The organism is Fischerella major NIES-592, from assembly GCF_001904645.1.
Classification (GTDB): domain Bacteria; phylum Cyanobacteriota; class Cyanobacteriia; order Cyanobacteriales; family Nostocaceae; genus Fischerella; species Fischerella thermalis.
This window is the reverse complement of sequence record NZ_MRCA01000008.1, coordinates 1-17,206: the sequence shown is the minus strand read 5'-3', so window position 1 is coordinate 17,206 and position 17,206 is coordinate 1. Positions and strand designations below refer to the sequence as shown.

Genomic DNA, 17,206 nt, shown 5'->3' with positions numbered 1-17,206 from the left:
TCATTGCAAAAACATACAGTAAATCTAGCATTTATTTTCTCCCTAAAAGTCAAAAATCGTATATGGTGGTGGCTAGAAATAACACTTTGTTTTTGTAGAGTGTTTTCCTGCTGAGATAGATGATGTTTGAGTTGAAACTTTTTGCTCCTAGAGCGTAACTTATCTTAATTGAAGTCTGGAAAAATCACAGACTAATATATAAAGTGGCAACAGCTGCTTGTATTCAACTTATTAAAAAATTAAGCAACAAAAAATTTACTGTGATGCGATCTCAAAATTAAGGAGTTGGATAAATGGTTATAGCAGGGGCGGAAATTAAAGTAGGTCGCTTAGAATCTATTGTTGAGCAAATTGGAGAAGCTGTACTAGCCACTACAGAAACTATTGAACGTTTAGCTCAAAGAGTGGATAATCTTAGCACCCAAGTTGAAGAACAAGGAAAACAGTTGCAACAGCAGGGCTATCAAATCTTAGCATTGTGTGACGCAGTACAAACTCTGGCTGAAACACAGGATCATTCACTGCAAAGAATATCGCAGCTGACAAAAACTTTAGATAGTCTGATGAAACTCATTGAAGCATCAGAAGAAGGATGAAGGCTAAATAAGTAGACATCTTGCAAAATCGTATCTTATGTATTTCAGACAATTAACGTAGAGGGACATAGCCTGCTTTTTCAACGAGCTTTTGACCTTCTTTGGATAGTAACATATTAACGTAGGCAATCCCAGCAGTTCGATCAGGTGTACCATCCCGGCGAATTACGATGAATAAACGCCTAGTAAAAGGGTAAGTGCCATCTTCTACAAAAGGTGACACGTCATTCATTTGCTGGAAAACGATAATAAGGATGTGTTTGATCTGGTGGCATTGAAGTTGAGCGATCGCACCTTCTTCTGCTAAAATTTTAATTTTAATTTTATTTAAAATCTGTTCCTCGATAGCTAAATTTGCCTTGACATCTTGAAGCTTAATTTTATTTTGTGCAAATTTTTTCTTAGTTTGTTCAATTTTACTAATTCTCTCAGCACAAATTAAAGTTAAGTGCTAAGGTTCGTCATTTTTGATTGGTAAAGTCTGAATAATATTTACTTTCTTTTAACCTAGTTCTCATTATTGGCTAGCATCAAAGTCTCATAGCAATTGTTGGCAAAAATCAGCAGATAAGATAGAGAGTAAAAATACTCTGCTTAGAGAATTAAATGTTAGGGTATATCATCCGATTTTATTTTTAGTATTTCGCTAAAATCGTACTAAGACAAATGATTGGTTAAAGCCCACAGTCTAAGAATCGAGTATTATCTTACACTAGATTATGGCTACACAATCTGACCGTCAAAAGCGAATCATGGAGCATCTAGCTCGGAGTACAAACGACTTTATAAAGCCTACGCTGAACTCCAGTTCAAATGACCGCAAACAGCGAATTCTAGAACATGTCCGTTTAACAAGAGGGTAACTACCTTCCGCTATCACTTTGTGGTCGCGATTCACCTTTTTTTAGTACAATAGTACTGTCAATGGTGAAATCGCCAAAGTCAAAACACTAATATTGGATGCTTCTTGTCTTTATTGACTCGAAGCATCTTTTTGTTTAAGTAAGATGATGTATAGCGAGAGCGGGAAGGGTGCTGTTAGGCGGGTGGAGTTATCTATTGCAAACATTTTTGGAATTGGTATGAGATGATATTTCATCAACTATGAGAATCAGTTTTTTTTTACCAACAATTGCTTGCAATACACTCCATAGTGAAAAGAAAAATGCTGCAACTAATGAGCTAACCACAAAATATATTAAGAATGTTCACATACTTGATTGTGTGATCGCTTGTTATAGCAGAATAAAAAACATAATCAAATAACATTGATCATCTTTTTAAGTAGAAAAAGCTTAATAAAAGCAAGCATCTGCTAATTACGTATGTAGTGATTTACGGCTCTTTGCATCAAGATGGAGTACAACCCTCCTTAAAACTCCTTGAGGGTGGGGTTCTTCCGTACCTTACTCAGATGAAATCTGCTGTAAATATCACTGCTGAGCAACTGAATGTGTATTGAGGCGCAATCAAAAATTGGAGGTTAGGAATTATGGCAACTCGCAATAATTCAGAAAATAGTTTATGGCAGAAAATACAACAAGATTCTGTTAGCTGGGGATCTTTAATACTTTGGGTTTGCGGTTTGGCTGTAATGTTAATTTTGGTGACAATGTTTGCTTCTGTTTGAATTAGGCAAAACTCCAAGTAATCTGTGTGGTTAATAAATTTCCGATGAAAATGTCTTGAAAATAGGGATTTGGGATTTGGGATTAGGAATTAACTTAACAGCAAACCCATGATCCATCCGTGTGTATCTGTGTGCATCGGTGTTCGTTTTATCTAGATACCCAAAGCCAATTTGCAAGTATTATTGGTGTACCCGCCCCATAATAACTCTTGTAAAATTAGCTAAATGGTTACTTGGAGCTTATCGTCATCATTTATGTACTTCAAAAACTAGGATCGTGTTCATAATCCCAACAATGACCTTCACGCCAGACTCGACTAAGATTATGTTCACAATCAGCTTTATTAGTTAGCCAAGGAATAGATGTGGGGTGAAATGATTGAGATGAACGACTCAAATTAGAAGTAATTAAAGTGAATTTCAAGGAATAAATCCCATAGATGCAAGTGGATATAACAGCAAAAAACACACTCACAAAGACTATATTTCGATAATACCAAGACACTTTATTTGCCGGAGATTGAAAAGATTGTTTTGAACTCTTTTTTTGATCTAATGAAAACATAAAAATAAAAACCTAGATACTACTTAAGTGTGTACTTAAGCAGCTTTGACTGATATGCTGTAACAGCATATCAAACTATTGATTCGGGATCAGTATATTTAGTAATGCGTTCTTCAAAAATTTACGAAATTGTGTAGTTTTTAAATGACAATGTAAATAATACTGGATTCTAATTGTAAAAAAGTTCATACAACAAAGATCCCCGACATTTCTAAAAATTTGGGTATCTAGGTTTTGCGATTCTCATAAATCATATATAGTTCCCTCCCCTTTACAAGGGGAGGGTTAGGGTGGGGTAAAAAATATTTGTGCAAGAGATCTAATTATTTCTCCCTACATTCCCCTGCGCAATTATTAAGCGACAATTAGTTCGGAGTCACTTTCCGAAGCAGCACTATCTTGTACTAAAGAACGAGTTTGTCCTTTACCTTGCAATATATTACTCGCAAACGCCAACAAAGCGTTTACTTTACGAGTACGCCACTCATCTACTAGTTTTTGCACCTCAACAGCAGACATGCGTCGCATCATTGCTTCGTAGAGATATCCAGCATGGCCAGTTTCATCCTTGGCAACACTCAACATCCCTAACTTGAGATTACGACTTTTTGGATCATCATCAGGCAACACGTTTGCCATCCGTGCAAAATCCTTACTGGCGTCTAGTTCTAGGATGTAGGTGCTACCCATGAAAACATCCCAGTCAATCACATCTGGTTTTAACTGTTCTTGAGTGTAACCATCGTAGTACGCAGCAAAAAATGGGCTACGTCTTTGTTGTGATTTGTTTTCCTCAGTTGCTTGCGGTAAGCTTTTGAAATCAATCACTTGTTTATTCAGCTGCTTTAAAGCATGGGCAAAAATTTGACCATGTCTGGTTTCATCTGCTGCATGTTTTGCCAATTTTTCTGCTAACCATGTATCGCCTTCTGCGGCGGCGCGATCGCTAAGTTTTGTCAAAAAAGGCACAGAACCAGATTCTGCTAACTGAAAACCTGCGAGAACATTAGGACGGGTTTTAGAGTCACGGATTTGTGCGGCGCTGTAGTATGCAACTGCACCCGAACCCACAAGATGCATGACGTAAGTCAAAAAGTTCATGAGAAACTTATACTTACTGTTGGGAGTTTACATTTCTTATACTAACGCTCAATATCTATTCAACTTCTGTCTACGTGATGATGCGCCGTAATTCTGATACATTTGGCAAGCAACCAGACAAGGAGGACTATGAATTTTAGCGTTGTGAAAATAAGTAAACAACCTTTACTTTGGCTTTGTACGGCTATCCTAATTTTTGGTTTGATGGGATGCGATCGCCTGTTTCCTTCAGGCGACATGGTAGAACGAGTCAGCGATGGTGATACTCTCAGAATCAAAGATACAAAAGGTAATGAATTTACCGTCCGCTTTGCTTGTGTGGATGCACCAGAAATACCTCATTCCACAAAAGAAAGACAAAGTAAAGCCGCCAGCGATCGCAACCAATTTACTTGGGGAACAAAAGCGCAAGCAAGAGTGCAAGAACTAATCAACCAAGCAGGCGATCGCGTTAATTTAACAGTTACAGATAGCGATCGCTATGGGCGCAAAGTTGCAGAAGTTAGATTACGTAATGGTACTTTTATTCAAGAATTGTTAGTACGTGAAGGGTTAGCACTAGTTTATCGTCCTTATTTAAATAAATGTCCTAGTAAAGAGATCATTCAACAAGCCGAAACCGAAGCCAAAGCAAATCAAAGAGGCGTTTGGAGCGATGCCAAATTTGTGAAACCTTGGGAATATAGAAGTTTGTATAAGTTAAAATCTCAAAGCTAAAAGGCAAAAAATATTAAATGATTACGAACACAGATGAACACAGTACAAGGCGATAAATCATCAGTGTTTATCGGTGTGTATCGGTGTTCGCCTTCCCAAAAAATATTGGACTTATGAGATAACTCACAACCAGAAAAAATCCATGAAAATCGAACACAGATGCACACAGATGCACACAGATAGTTTATCGATGTGTGTCTATTATTTTATTACCATTTGCCAACTCTTGTAATGCCAAAGGTGCAGAATCAAAACTGCGAATTTTCGCCCCTGGAATACTTTGAGCTTTCTTTGCACCAGTAGTACCAATTTGCACAGCAATTCTTTTATTCTGCAAACTTGCAAAATTAGTAATATCTTGATTGTCAGCACGAACAGCGATCGCTAACCCCGCCTTAAAATAAGGACGCGAAAAAGAAACAGCTTTCGCCCTCTCCTCCGTAATAGTGATCGAACTAATCGCTGCATCCACTGTTTTTGCTTGTAAAGCTGGGATAATCCCATCAAACGGTATACTCTGGAAATTAACATTAAAATTAGCCGCCTTAGCGATCGCCTGCGTACTTTTCTGAGTCGCCTGAATGGAGTGGTGGGGAGGTGGGGAGTGTGAGCAGTAAGAGATAACTACTAACCACTAACCACTAACTACTAACCACCAACAAATCATTTAAAGATATTCGCGCAAGAAATCAAAGGGTTCATCTTCCCAACATGGTTCTGGAACCATCAAACACAATTTACTGTTGATATCTGCTTCAATTTCATCACCATCTTTCCTGTCAAAAAGTTCTTTCAATGCCTTCCAGTCACGCTCTTTAAGGGCCGATAATGGCGGAGCATGTACTTCTTCTTGGTGTGTTTGGGAATTGAAGTGAAGAATTTTAATTAACTCCCAGGAAAGATTGTTCTTCACGATCTATAAATAAAAATTATTCTAGCTTTAACAATGGTAGTGTAACTGCACAAGCAGCATCTAGTAAGTAGTTGGACAAAATTAAATTCATTCGTGGAGACAGGCAATAGGCAGCAATAGGCAATAGGCAATAAAGAAATAATCTGTGTAATTAATTCTGTCTAAGTACTTAGCACTTACTAGATCATTACACGTTTTACACAAATAGACCGGAAATAAGTAGAAGCCAGTCCCAATAAAAAATTTTTACTCACCACCAAGCATGAATCTCATACAGCAAGCACTTTAGCTAGCTTGTTGTCCCTTCAACCTTTACCCTATTTTCAATATAGGTTTCACTAAAATGAGGCAGTGATATGGTTGTAAAAAGTAAAAGCTGCTTATTTTCTACAGGAATAACAAAGCTAGACACTCATGTGATAAATTACACAATGAGGCAATAAAAAATTGAACTCCCTCGCCCCTACACCCTTACACCCTCACGCCCATTTTCAAGACACTGATTGCCTATCGCTTAAAAATGATGGCTACTCATGGGTACAAACACAAGCTAACTGGATAAATAAACAGCTTTTAATTTATATTCACTCAAGCTTATAAGTGTTGGTTGTGAAAGAAAATCGCATAGTAAAGTGATGGGTCGATGCGATCTGTAAAGGGACGGTATAAATATCGCTCTTGGGTAGAATCTGGTCTGTCTTCTTCAAATTGATTTTCTTGCTGTACTTCTGCTGTGCGGCTGTGGATAGATTGTGTTAAGGTAGACAATTTTGACCATGCAATAGAAAAGGGATTTTGTAGATATCTTTGAACTACTGATTTGTGATTAGTCTCTACAACATCTACAAATACATGCTCGGCATTGTTCGACATATAAATTCTCCTTTATAGATTAGAGTTTATGTCAAGCTTTTTCATCACCCACACTAGTGCTTGGGAACACTTCAAAATCTCTCAAAAATTTCCTGATTTAACTATATGATGCAGTTAAATCAATTTATGCACTTTTAAGGCAAGACCCAAACAATTCTCAAAAAAACTTAAGCTTAGATAGAACTACTAGATAGCTAAATAAAATTCCAGAAATAAATATGATATGTAAATAAATATAAATTATATCTGATATGAATTAAGGCGGTAAGAAAATTTCTGTTTTAGAAAGCGAACACCGATAAACACCGATAAACACAGATTACAGATAGATTATGCGTTGATTGTTGAATGGTAATTGCTGATTGTTAATTATTCATTACTATTGAAATATTATTGCTCTTAGTAAATTGACTTTATATATCAAAATTGCACTTCTCTATACAACAAATAACTAATAACTACTACCAACAAAACACCAATTTAATGAAGGGATTATTATGGCGAAAGAAATAGAGCGTAAATTTTTAGTTAAAGGAGATGAGTGGAGAAAACTGGCTAAAGGTAGTGTATATCGTCAGGGATACATTGCTACACAAAAACAAGCTACTGTACGTGTCCGCATAGTAGGCAACCAAGGTTATTTAACGATAAAAGGCCCCAGTATTAACTACTCTAGGTCTGAGTTTGAATATTCTATTCCGATTGAAGATGCTCAAGAAATGCTGGATAAGTTGTGCGATCGCCCTTTAATAGAAAAGACTAGATATAAAATAGGCTGGGGTGGTTTAGTTTGGGAAATAGACGAATTTGAAGGTGTTAATAAAGGGCTAATATTAGCAGAAGTCGAACTCAATCAAGAAACACAAAAAATTGAATTACCTCCTTGGATTGGTGAAGAAGTTTCAGAAGACCCCAGATATTTCAACAGTAATTTAGTCAAAAACCCCTTTTCACAATGGGGTGGTTAGTGGTTGGTTGTTGGTGGTTGGTGGTTGGTTGTTAGTAGTTAGTGCTTAGTTGTTTACTCCCCACACTCCCCACACTCCCCACACTCCCCACACTCCCCACACTCCCCACACTCCTCACACTCCTCACACTCCTCACACTCCTCACACTCCCCATCTCCTATTCCCTACTCCCTTCCTCAAGACGCTTCTGCCATTCTGCGTCAATTTGATCACTACGCTCAACTTCCTGTTCTAGCAAGTCGGTTTCAGTGGAATACACTAAATCTTCTTTACCAACTATTTTTTCGGCTGCAAATTGTCCTGCATAGGCTATTTTTTGTTGCAATTGAGTATCTGCACTTGCTAATACTCTGGCTCGTGCTTGTCTAGTACGGTTGCGTTCAGTTATTTTACGATTACGCCATTGAATCCAAAAATAACGTACTAAGGGTATCCCCAAAAAACCAATACCATAAGCCAACAGCAGCCAATAAATTCCTTGGGCAAAAGCTACTAATCCGCCTAAAACAGCTGCTGCTGTACCATCTCTTAACAAGCTTCCCAGAATTAAAGCACCGACAATATTGACGACACCCAACCCAGCACTGAGGAGAATTTGTCCGGAAGAAGCTGCACTAAAACGCCAGGGTAATTCTTCTAGATAGGGTGATATTGAGCGATCGCGTTTTTTCGCAGCACTCACTTGTAAATCTGGGAAATAATAGACAATTTGCCCTTCTGGACTTACTTTTGGCTGACCATTAAATCGCGTCAAAACTGGCAGCATATAATCTTCATACTCTTGTTGATATGTTTCACCAATATCATCAAGGTAGGGAGCTATTTGTTCAGCTACCACTGCGCCTTTATTATTGCGAATTACTGCTGCAATTGTCCGCCAACGACGTTTTTCCAAGTTGGCGTTGGGGTTCCCATCACCAAACAAAAATGAAAATACTGCTTCCAGAAAGTTCAGATCGCTTTGTCTTCGTTCCTGTTGTCTTTCTGGGTAGTAGGTGTCGTAGTTGGGACTGAAATACCAAAATAAATTGGGAAAATAGAAAAAGCCTCCGCCAAAATCACTACCGCGATCGCCACTATCGCGATCAGAGTTAGCAGACATAATAATCACGAGGATAGTGATGTAAATTAAGGCGATAGAAGCTATGAGTAAAATACCAAAAGAAATCCGGATTATATAAAATAGGACACTCCAGATTTTTCTCCACCACTCCTGCAACTGCAACCGCAAGTATTTGTTACGCAAAATATCTCGAAAATTGCGCGGAAACAGGTAAACAATATCGCCTGATTCTGCTACCTGCATATGTCCACTAGCGTCTGATGCGAGTGCTAATAGTCCAGCACTTGCGAGTTCGACATTTAATCCTGCCTGGGATGCCACATCGCCCACTGTGACACGATAACCCAACCGTTCTACAGCTTGCATGATGGCGGGATTGGGAGCCATTGCTCTCCCCTCCTGTTGAAAACTACTCTTTCTTCTTCAAGTATAAAGTTTTATTTTTCGCGGCTTGGCAGTAGGGGAAAAGGTTAAAGGGTAAGGGGAAAGGAAATTCATCAAAGTCACTTTAACCTCAAACCTTTTGCTTTTGACATGGTTTGATCACAATGTACCTTTGGATAGTTATGTCAATAATTTAAAATATTTATTAATATAGTTATACAGAAATTAATAGTAGTCAGGAAAAACGCACATGTAATCAATATCACATCGGTATTTCACTGGTAGCCAAGACAGCTACTGGTGGTTTTTCGTCATATCTAGGTTCTTTGCGTATTTTTTTAACTAACGGAGACAAAAAAGCATGAATAACCAGCAACCTTCTGAATCCAAGGAATTTGTTGGCTATCTGAAGAATGGAATTTGGCTGTTTGGCATCTCTTCTTGGTTATTTGGCATTACAGATAGAAGTATTGCTTCGTTTGCAGATGGATATCTATCTGCATTGGATTTAACGCAATTGTTCACAGCAGCCACATTTTTTGTCGCATGGCTATTTCTAAAGCCTACAACTAATCAATAAAAACAGCTAGGCTAAAGCAATTTCTCAAGCAACGGGGGGTATGCCAAAATGTGTAATTACTTTTATTGCATTGGCAATTAAATACGCATTACCCATAACTGTGTGTAGCTCTGAAAACCATCACAAGCTTTTATGTTTTTCTATTAACTAAAAGCCATGATGGGAAAAAAGACCTGCATGGGAATTAAAGCATTATGTATCTTAACTTTTTTCTCAGTTCTAGTATTGGAATTGTAGTTTCCGTATTGCTAATTTTTAGTATATTTCAATGGTTTCATTTACCCTCTGGTAACTTTTTGGATTGGGTGATTGGTGGTGCAAGTTTTTGGTGGTTGTTAGTGATTGTGACAGTGCCTTGGAATGTCTATTTTAAAGCCAAAGAAGTATTAGCAGAGGCAGAGCAATCAAAAGAAAAAGAAATCCCTGTTGATGATAAACAAGTGGATTATGTGAAGATTTTGGCCAAGCGATCGCTCCTAATTGCCATTACTTTACACTTAATCTCAGCAGCTGGTCTTTATATTCTCGCTCTTAAAGGTATTAGTGCTGTCGGATATTTCGGTTCTGGCGCGGCTTTACTCTTAACAGGTTTACGTCCAGCGATCAGTGCTTATGAATATTTATATACACGCTTAACTGCGATTGGGAATGAATGGAAATATCCCCGCCAAGACATTGTTGAACTCCGTAACCGCTTTGATGTCAACGAAGACAGGATTAAACGCATAGAAGAACAACTAGACCCCGAAAATTCCTACTCGCTAGTAGCAAATCAACAACGTTACACAGAAGAAACACGCAAAGAATTGGCTCGTCTTTCTGCTTATTTAGAAGAATTACGCGCGACAAATCAAACAGAACACGAACGCCTAGCAAGAGAAGCAAGGGCTGCGATCGCTCAACTTTCCACCGACGGGCAATTTCTCGACCATGTTCGTGAGATTATTAGATTTTTTAAAACAGCCTAGAATCGGGAGTATGGGGAGTGTGTAGACGCGTAGCGGCTTAAGGTAAGGGTGGAGTGGGGGAAGTGTGAGGAGTAAAAAAAATTTTCTATCCTTGTACTTCTCACACCCCACACACCCCTCATACCCCTGTCATCACCCCATCTCCCCAAAACCCTAATCTCCTTTTTCCTGATCAGCCGATCGCATCTGTTTTGGTATAACCAGGACTTTATCCACGCGATTACCATCCATATCCATGACTTCAAAACGCATACCTTGCCATTCAAAGTGATCAGCGGCTGCGGGAATTCGGCCGAGATGGGTAATCACAAAACCACCCAATGTTTGGTAATTACCTTGATGAATTCGTAGATATTCCTCAAGGTCGAACATTTCAAAAAATTCTTCTACAGATAACATTCCATCTAATAACCAAGATCCATCTTCCCGTTGTACAGCTTGGGGATTTTCCAGTTCATCGGCTGTGGGAACATCACCAACAATTTCAATCATCACGTCGTTGAGAGTGACTAATCCCTGAATCACACCGTATTCATCTACCACCAAAGCCATGTGAGTGACAGTTTGTTTGAACAACTCCAAAACTTTCAAGCCACGGGTGCTTTCTGGGACAAATTCAGCCTTTCGCAAGGCTGCAGTTAAATCTAGCTGTTCTCCACACAAACTCCGAGCCAACAAGTCAGTCACAGCAATTATACCAAGGACATTATCTAGTCCTCCTTGACAAACCGGATACCGAGAATAACCATTTTCAATTATCTTTTGACGATTTTCTGTGGGAGAATCATCCAAGTCTAGCCAGACAATATCCGGACGCGGTGTCATAAAAGAACTGACAGGGCGATCACCTAAGCGAAATACTCGCTCTACCATATCTTGTTCCGCTTCCTCAAAAGTCCCCTCTTCAGTACCTTGCTCGATTAAAACCCGGATTTCTTCTTCTGTGATTTGTGGTTCTGTGGATGGTCTAATTCCTAATATACGCAGCACTGCATCAGTAGAAATACTTAATAAAGAAACAATTGGTGAGCCAATTGTTGACAACATCCGCATCGGAATAGCAACTATAGAGGCAATTGGTTCTGGGTGGTTCAATGCCAATCGCTTGGGAACCAATTCGCCAAGAATCAACGTCAGGTAAGTGATAATCAAAACAGCAATGACAGTGGCGATCGCATCAGCATAGCGTTGCAACCAAGGGACAAAACCTAAAATAGGCTCTAGTCTTCTGGCTATGGTCGATTCAGCAAAAGCACCGGATAAAATACCAAGCAGAGTAATGCCTACCTGAACAGTAGCCAAAAATTTGTTGGGAGAGGAAGCCAGTTCCAAAGCAACACGAGCCTTCTGATCCCCGCGTTCGGCAAGCTGTTGCAGACGCACTTTTCGAGCTGAGACGATCGCCAACTCAGACATGACAAACAGGCTGTTGGCGAAGATTAGTAGAAGAATAATTAGAATTTCGATAGTTGGTGACATTCTTTAAAATTACCGATGCTATCGGCAACCACATTTTAAACTTTAATCTGAATTAGTATCCGGTATCTAACACTTACTTAGCTATCCTGTCGGAAGCCGAAGAAGGCGCGTCTGTGTTCAGTTAGGTCAAAAATCAATCGTCAATCGTAAAATAAATCTTTACTATGGACAATTGACCCTGGATACCTGACTATAGACACCTCAAAGAGTTATGTAGACAAACCCAGCCATTAGTCATTATTCATTAAGTGATTAATCAGTCAAGAAAGACTGTTAAAGACTGTTTCGGTATATTAGCTATTGTCCAGTCGTAATTGTACTAGGGACTAACATATTTTCAAGTAAGCCATTCATGAATGTTGGTACACAACCAAACATGAAAATTCTTACCCCATCTACCCTCTGTTATTTTCAAATAAGGCTCGATTATCGTTGACATTTCTAAAATAGTTAAAGTAAACGCTATGATTGTGCATTGCTGGTCAGAACGACTCCCACCTATTTAAAAAGTTATGGCATTTTCTTCCATTGTGCGCGCTCTAGGGCGATCGCCGCTCACCACAGAATTTATCTCCAAGCTGGATCGGCAACAAGATTTACATTTAAATGGCATTCCTCGCTTGCCAAAAGGCTTGCTAGCTTCGGCATTAGCTCAAACTAAGGGACAGAATTTATTTGTGGTCTGTGCCACTTTGGAGGAAGCTGGACGCTGGACAGCACAACTGGAGGCGATGGGATGGCAAACTATACATTTTTATCCCACATCCGAAGCATCCCCCTACGAACCTTTTGACCCTGAAACCGAAATGACTTGGGGACAGATGCAGGTATTGGCAGATTTGGTCAAGTATCAATGGGAAGGCAAAGACAAGGAAGAAAATTCCTCCTTGTCCCCCTTGTCCCCATCTCCTAAGTTCGCCATCGTCGCCACCCACGCCGCCTTACAACCCCACCTACCACCGCCAACAAGCTTTGCTCCTTTCTGTTTTACCCTCAAACAAGGGATGGAATTGGATTTAAATAGTTTCAGTGAAAAATTAGCGAGTCTGGGGTACGAACGGGTTGCATTAGTAGAAACAGAAGGGCAGTGGAGTCGCCGGGGTGATATTGTTGATGTGTTTCCTGTGTCCTCTGAACTGCCAGTCCGCTTAGAGTGGTTTGGTGACAAAATCGAGCAAATCCGAGAATTTGATCCGGCAACTCAACGTTCAGCTTTAGATAAAATCGACCAATTAATTCTCACTCCCACTAGCTTTGCGCCTGTGGTAATGGCAGCTTTGAGTGGGGAAAGGCTAGAAAATGTCAAAACCTATCTTTGCGCAGTCGAAAAAGAACAGTTTGAAGCAGGTACATCTTTAGAAGGTAGCCGTCGCTTTTTAGGCTTGGCTTTCACAAAACCAGCTTCATTATTAGATTATTTACCAGCAAATACTTTAATTGCTATTGATGAACCAGAACAGTGTCATGCTCATAGCGATCGCTGGGTAGAAAATGCCGAGGAACAGTGGCTACTTTTAGGCAGCAAGGGAGCAGATGAGGACGAAGGTGATCGAGCTTTAGAAGCAGCTTTAATTGCCTTACCAAAAATTCATTGTTGGTTTGATGATTGTTTGGCTGCTTCCCAAGCATTTAAGAAAGTATATTTATCAGAAATTGCTGAAGAAAATCAAGGTATAAATCTTGCTTGTCGTGGACTACCAACGACGCCCCACGCTTATGCCAAAATTGCTGAAACCCTTAGACAAGAGCGCGATCGCCATTTCTCGATTTGGTTAATTTCGGCACAACCTAGCCGTTCCGTCTCGCTGTTGCAAGAACACGATTGTCCTGCCCAGTTTATCCCGAATCCCCGCGACTACCAGGCGATCGACAAGTTACAAATTAATCACGTACCAGTTGCTCTGAAATATTCCGGTTTGGCAGAGTTGGAAGGTTTTATCCTGCCGACTTTTCGCACAGTGATTGTCACTGACCGGGAATTTTACGGACAACATACTCTGGCAACTTTCGGTTATATCCGTAAGCGTCGTCAAGCTGCTTCTAAGCAAGTAGACCCCAACAAACTCCGTCCCGGTGATTATGTAGTTCACAGAAATCACGGTATCGGTAAATTCCTCAAGCTGGAAAGTCTCACGGTTAACAATGAAACCCGTGATTATTTAGTCGTGCAATACGCAGATGGTTTGTTACGGGTAGCAGCCGATCAAGTCAATGCTTTATCACGCTTTCGTACCACCAGCGATAAGCCACCAGAACTAAATAAAATGACTGGTAAGGCTTGGGAAAATACCAAGAACAAAGTCCGCAAAGCCATAAAGAAACTGGCGGTGGACTTGCTGAAATTATATGCAGCGCGATCGCAACAAAAAGGTTTTGCCTTTCCGGCAGATATGCCTTGGCAGCAAGAACTAGAAGATTCGTTCCCTTACCAACCCACAACCGATCAGCTCAAAGCTGTACAAGATGTGAAGCGGGACATGGAAAGCGATCGCCCAATGGATCGCTTAGTGTGTGGCGATGTCGGTTTCGGTAAAACTGAGGTGGCTATCCGCGCTATCTTTAAAGCAGTCACCGCCGGCAAACAAGTGGCACTCCTTGCACCTACTACTATCCTAACGCAGCAACACTATCACACTCTTAAAGAACGCTTTGCGCCTTACCCGATTAACATTGGTTTACTTAACCGCTTCCGCAGTCCCCAAGAACGCCGCGATATTCAAAAACGCTTGACAACGGGTGAATTAGATGTAGTAGTGGGTACACACCAACTATTGAGTAAAGACGTACATTTCAAAGATTTGGGAATGTTGGTGGTGGATGAAGAACAGCGCTTTGGGGTGAACCAAAAAGAAAAAATTAAAACTTTGAAAACTCAGGTGGATGTACTGACTCTCTCAGCCACACCCATCCCCCGTACCTTATATATGTCTTTATCGGGTATCCGGGAAATGAGTTTGATTACTACACCGCCACCATCCCGCCGTCCGATCAAAACTCATCTTGCACCAATGAACCCAGAAACAGTCCGCAGTGCCATTCGGCAAGAACTCGACAGAGGCGGACAGGTGTTCTATGTCGTACCCCGTGTCGAAGGTATCGAAAAAAGAACAGAGGAGCTGCGGGAAATGATCCCAGGGGCGAGAATAGCGATCGCTCACGGACAAATGGAAGCAGGCGAATTAGAATCGATTATGCTTTCCTTCAGTAGTGCGGAAGCAGATATCTTGGTTTGTACCACAATTATTGAATCTGGTTTAGATATCCCCCGCGTCAATACAATTTTGATAGAAGATGCCCATCGTTTTGGTTTAGCACAGTTGTATCAGTTGCGGGGAAGGGTAGGACGTGCAGGGATTCAGGCTCACGCTTGGCTATTTTACCCGAAACAACGCACATTATCTGATGCTGCCCGCCAACGCCTACGAGCCATCCAGGAATTTACACAATTGGGTTCCGGGTATCAATTAGCCGTGCGGGATATGGAAATTCGCGGTGTTGGTAACTTATTGGGTGCAGAACAATCAGGGCAAATGGAAGCAATTGGTTTCGATTTATACATGGAAATGTTGGAAGAAGCCATTCGGGAAATCCGGGGACAAGAAATACCCAAAGTTGAGGACACCCAAATTGATCTCAACCTCACAGCCTTTGTTCCTGCTGATTACATCCCCGATATCGATCAAAAGATGAGTGCTTACCGTGCGGTAGCTGCTGCCAAATCTAAAGAAGAACTAACACAAATTGCTGCTGAGTGGAGCGATCGCTACGGTACGATTCCCAAACCTGCTAGTCAACTATTGCGGGTGATGGAATTGAAACAATTAGCTAAAAAACTAGGCTTTAGTCGCATTAAACCAGAAGCAAAACAACACGTTGTTTTAGAAACACCAATGGAAGAACCTGCTTGGAATTTGTTAGCAGGAAATTTACCAGAAAATCTCAAATCTCGTTTTGTTTATTCACCAGGAAAAGTCACAGTACGCGGCTTGGGAGTGTTCAAGGCAGATCAGCAATTGCAAACCTTAATAGATGCGTTTGAGAAAATGCAGGGTGCAGTTGTGGAAGCGGCGGTTATTTAACTCAAATCTTGATTTACAAGGCTGGTAATCGGTAATGACGCAGATGATCGCTCATTACCAATTACCAACAGTATGATATTAAGTGATAATACCCACACTACCTGTATCTAAATCATAACGACCACCGACGATTTTCAATTTTCCAGATTGTAAACGTTCAGATAAAAGGGGCGATCGCTTTAACCGTTGAATTTGATAATGCACATTGGCAATTACAGCATTATCAACTGTATCGCCTGGCTGATATTTGACCTTGGCTACGACTGGTTTAATTGCCTTGACAAAAGTGCTGATATCACCAGGTAATCGTTCGTTTTGCACTGCGGCGGTGACTGCTCCACATCGCTCATGACCTAATACCATCAGCAAAGGAGTATTTAACAAAGCAACTGCATATTCAATACTACCGATCGCTTCTGGGGTAGCAATATTTCCGGCAATGCGAACATCAAAAATATCACCGATGCCTTGGTCAAAAATAATTTCCGCAGGCACTCGCGAATCTGCACAACTTAAAATAGTGGCAAATGGATGTTGAGCTTGAGCTACTTCCTGCAATCGAGCCTGAGATTGATCGGGATATTGGGGTTGATGCTGAACAAAACGCTGATTTCCCTCCATCAGCCTTTGTAGTGCAGCATCTGGACTAAGAGAAAGACTAGCCGTCACGGGTAATTCAGCGGCTTGAACTTGTTTAATCTGCCAGAGTAAATCGCTAGCAGTTACCACCAAACCCAGTCCCCCAAAGGCTCCCCACTTTAAAAAGTCACGACGTTCCATGAAAAGCTTCCTTGCATGTAAGGTTTTTACTCAATAAAGGCAGAGGGCAGGAGGCAAAAGGCAGTTGTGTTGAAAATATACTTATCAAAAGAAAAGGGTAAAAGGATCTTTTAATCTTCCTTGAAGCCTCTTTCCATCTACGAAACTTCCAAAGTGGAGACAAAAGGTGTCCTTGCTTGAAATCCCTCAATTTATTAATGGAATTACCTTCTGCTTTCTGTCTTCTCATAGTGACGCGACACATTTTAATGAACGGATTTCCATCACATCGGAAACGTAACAAGTTCCCCCAAATTTATTGAGTACGGGTCTGATATTTTCCACCGCTGACTTGAGTTGTTCTGGCATACAGAAAGCGATGATGTAAACATTATCAAGCATCGTCATGTCCAAATCTTCAGCCGTTCCTCGTAATCCTTTACCAGCGACATTACGAATGACGATATGTCCATGTACACCTGATTTGTCTAAACTCTCCAAAATTTTAGCCAGTTCAAAAGAGTTGGCAAT

The 17,206-nt window shown here is 40.4% G+C and carries 15 protein-coding genes and 1 pseudogene; 7 read left to right on the top strand and 9 right to left on the bottom strand.

Going from position 1 to position 17,206, the window contains the following annotated elements:
* Positions 1–293: 293 nt before the first annotated feature.
* Positions 294–596: a hypothetical protein gene (locus NIES592_RS15220; protein ID WP_062246850.1), complete on the top strand. Its 303-nt coding sequence runs from the start codon at positions 294–296 to the stop codon at positions 594–596.
* A gap of 52 nt (positions 597–648) precedes the next feature.
* On the opposite strand, the gene NIES592_RS15215 is transcribed toward NIES592_RS15220, so the two are convergent.
* A complete protein-coding gene (locus NIES592_RS15215; RefSeq protein WP_062246848.1) occupies positions 649–828 on the bottom strand; it encodes a hypothetical protein in 180 nt (59 codons plus the stop codon).
* Between the two features lie 1,260 nt (positions 829–2,088).
* On the opposite strand from NIES592_RS15215, the gene NIES592_RS25260 reads away from it, so the two are divergent.
* Complete coding sequence (locus NIES592_RS25260; protein ID WP_178379558.1) at positions 2,089–2,226, top strand: hypothetical protein; 138 nt, start codon at positions 2,089–2,091, stop codon at positions 2,224–2,226.
* Positions 2,227–3,145: 919 nt separating this feature from the next.
* Here NIES592_RS25260 and NIES592_RS15205 read toward each other — a convergent pair.
* Complete coding sequence (locus tag NIES592_RS15205) at positions 3,146–3,892, bottom strand: hypothetical protein (protein WP_062246846.1); 747 nt, start codon at positions 3,890–3,892, stop codon at positions 3,146–3,148.
* A gap of 129 nt (positions 3,893–4,021) precedes the next feature.
* On the opposite strand from NIES592_RS15205, the gene NIES592_RS15200 reads away from it, so the two are divergent.
* Complete coding sequence (locus NIES592_RS15200) at positions 4,022–4,609, top strand: thermonuclease family protein (protein ID WP_062246844.1); 588 nt, start codon at positions 4,022–4,024, stop codon at positions 4,607–4,609.
* A 208-nt stretch (positions 4,610–4,817) separates the two neighbouring features.
* On the opposite strand, the pseudogene NIES592_RS15195 reads toward NIES592_RS15200, so the two are convergent.
* The 3 genes and pseudogenes from NIES592_RS15195 to NIES592_RS15185 form a co-directional block, all read right to left on the bottom strand.
* Positions 4,818–5,168 (bottom strand): annotated as a pseudogene (locus tag NIES592_RS15195) (transporter substrate-binding domain-containing protein); the annotation flags it as partial.
* Positions 5,169–5,276: 108 nt separating this feature from the next.
* Complete coding sequence (locus tag NIES592_RS15190; RefSeq protein WP_009453664.1) at positions 5,277–5,522, bottom strand: hypothetical protein; 246 nt, start codon at positions 5,520–5,522, stop codon at positions 5,277–5,279.
* A 594-nt stretch (positions 5,523–6,116) separates the two neighbouring features.
* Positions 6,117–6,395, bottom strand: a complete 279-nt coding sequence (locus NIES592_RS15185; RefSeq protein ID WP_073556192.1) for a hypothetical protein — start codon at positions 6,393–6,395, stop codon at positions 6,117–6,119.
* Positions 6,396–6,892: 497 nt separating this feature from the next.
* On the opposite strand from NIES592_RS15185, the gene NIES592_RS15180 reads away from it, so the two are divergent.
* A complete protein-coding gene (locus tag NIES592_RS15180) occupies positions 6,893–7,363 on the top strand; it encodes a CYTH domain-containing protein (protein ID WP_062246835.1) in 471 nt (156 codons plus the stop codon).
* Positions 7,364–7,520: 157 nt separating this feature from the next.
* On the opposite strand, the gene NIES592_RS15175 is transcribed toward NIES592_RS15180, so the two are convergent.
* Entirely contained in the window at positions 7,521–8,813 is a 1,293-nt protein-coding gene (locus tag NIES592_RS15175; protein ID WP_073556191.1) for a hypothetical protein, read from the bottom strand.
* A gap of 358 nt (positions 8,814–9,171) precedes the next feature.
* Between NIES592_RS15175 and NIES592_RS15170 the strand changes: the two genes are divergently transcribed.
* Positions 9,172–9,390: a hypothetical protein gene (locus NIES592_RS15170; protein WP_062246832.1), complete on the top strand. Its 219-nt coding sequence runs from the start codon at positions 9,172–9,174 to the stop codon at positions 9,388–9,390.
* A 194-nt stretch (positions 9,391–9,584) separates the two neighbouring features.
* Positions 9,585–10,358, top strand: a complete 774-nt coding sequence (locus NIES592_RS15165) for a hypothetical protein (protein WP_073556190.1) — start codon at positions 9,585–9,587, stop codon at positions 10,356–10,358.
* 153 nt (positions 10,359–10,511) lie between these two features.
* On the opposite strand, the gene NIES592_RS15160 is transcribed toward NIES592_RS15165, so the two are convergent.
* Positions 10,512–11,837 (bottom strand): hemolysin family protein, encoded by a 1,326-nt coding sequence (locus tag NIES592_RS15160; protein ID WP_073556189.1) that lies wholly within the window; start codon positions 11,835–11,837, stop codon positions 10,512–10,514.
* 512 nt (positions 11,838–12,349) lie between these two features.
* Between NIES592_RS15160 and mfd the strand changes: the two genes are divergently transcribed.
* Entirely contained in the window at positions 12,350–15,916 is a 3,567-nt protein-coding gene (gene mfd, locus NIES592_RS15155; RefSeq protein ID WP_062246826.1) for a transcription-repair coupling factor, read from the top strand.
* A 78-nt stretch (positions 15,917–15,994) separates the two neighbouring features.
* Here the strand turns inward: mfd and NIES592_RS15150 are convergent, their stop codons facing one another.
* The gene (locus NIES592_RS15150) at positions 15,995–16,696 is read right to left on the bottom strand and encodes a carbonic anhydrase (protein WP_062246824.1); all 702 of its coding nucleotides are present in this window, start codon (positions 16,694–16,696) and stop codon (positions 15,995–15,997) included.
* Positions 16,697–16,921: 225 nt separating this feature from the next.
* A partial coding sequence (locus tag NIES592_RS15145) for a P-II family nitrogen regulator (protein ID WP_256678147.1) occupies positions 16,922–17,206 on the bottom strand: 285 nt, incomplete at its 5' end.

Bases quoted from the DNA above. Each gene is read 5' to 3' on its own strand.
- NIES592_RS15180 (WP_062246835.1), top strand. From the start codon at position 6,893: ATGGCGAAAGAAATAGAGCGTAAATTTTTAGTTAAAGGAGATGAGTGG.
- NIES592_RS15215 (WP_062246848.1), bottom strand. From the start codon at position 828: ATGAATGACGTGTCACCTTTTGTAGAAGATGGCACTTACCCTTTTACT.
- NIES592_RS15220 (WP_062246850.1), top strand. From the start codon at position 294: ATGGTTATAGCAGGGGCGGAAATTAAAGTAGGTCGCTTAGAATCTATT.
- NIES592_RS15205 (WP_062246846.1), bottom strand. From the start codon at position 3,892: ATGAACTTTTTGACTTACGTCATGCATCTTGTGGGTTCGGGTGCAGTT.
- NIES592_RS15185 (WP_073556192.1), bottom strand. From the start codon at position 6,395: ATGTCGAACAATGCCGAGCATGTATTTGTAGATGTTGTAGAGACTAAT.
- NIES592_RS15200 (WP_062246844.1), top strand. From the start codon at position 4,022: ATGAATTTTAGCGTTGTGAAAATAAGTAAACAACCTTTACTTTGGCTT.
- NIES592_RS15150 (WP_062246824.1), bottom strand. From the start codon at position 16,696: ATGGAACGTCGTGACTTTTTAAAGTGGGGAGCCTTTGGGGGACTGGGT.
- NIES592_RS15165 (WP_073556190.1), top strand. From the start codon at position 9,585: ATGTATCTTAACTTTTTTCTCAGTTCTAGTATTGGAATTGTAGTTTCC.
- NIES592_RS15175 (WP_073556191.1), bottom strand. From the start codon at position 8,813: ATGGCTCCCAATCCCGCCATCATGCAAGCTGTAGAACGGTTGGGTTAT.
- mfd (WP_062246826.1), top strand. From the start codon at position 12,350: ATGGCATTTTCTTCCATTGTGCGCGCTCTAGGGCGATCGCCGCTCACC.
- NIES592_RS25260 (WP_178379558.1), top strand. From the start codon at position 2,089: ATGGCAACTCGCAATAATTCAGAAAATAGTTTATGGCAGAAAATACAA.
- NIES592_RS15170 (WP_062246832.1), top strand. From the start codon at position 9,172: ATGAATAACCAGCAACCTTCTGAATCCAAGGAATTTGTTGGCTATCTG.
- NIES592_RS15160 (WP_073556189.1), bottom strand. From the start codon at position 11,837: ATGTCACCAACTATCGAAATTCTAATTATTCTTCTACTAATCTTCGCC.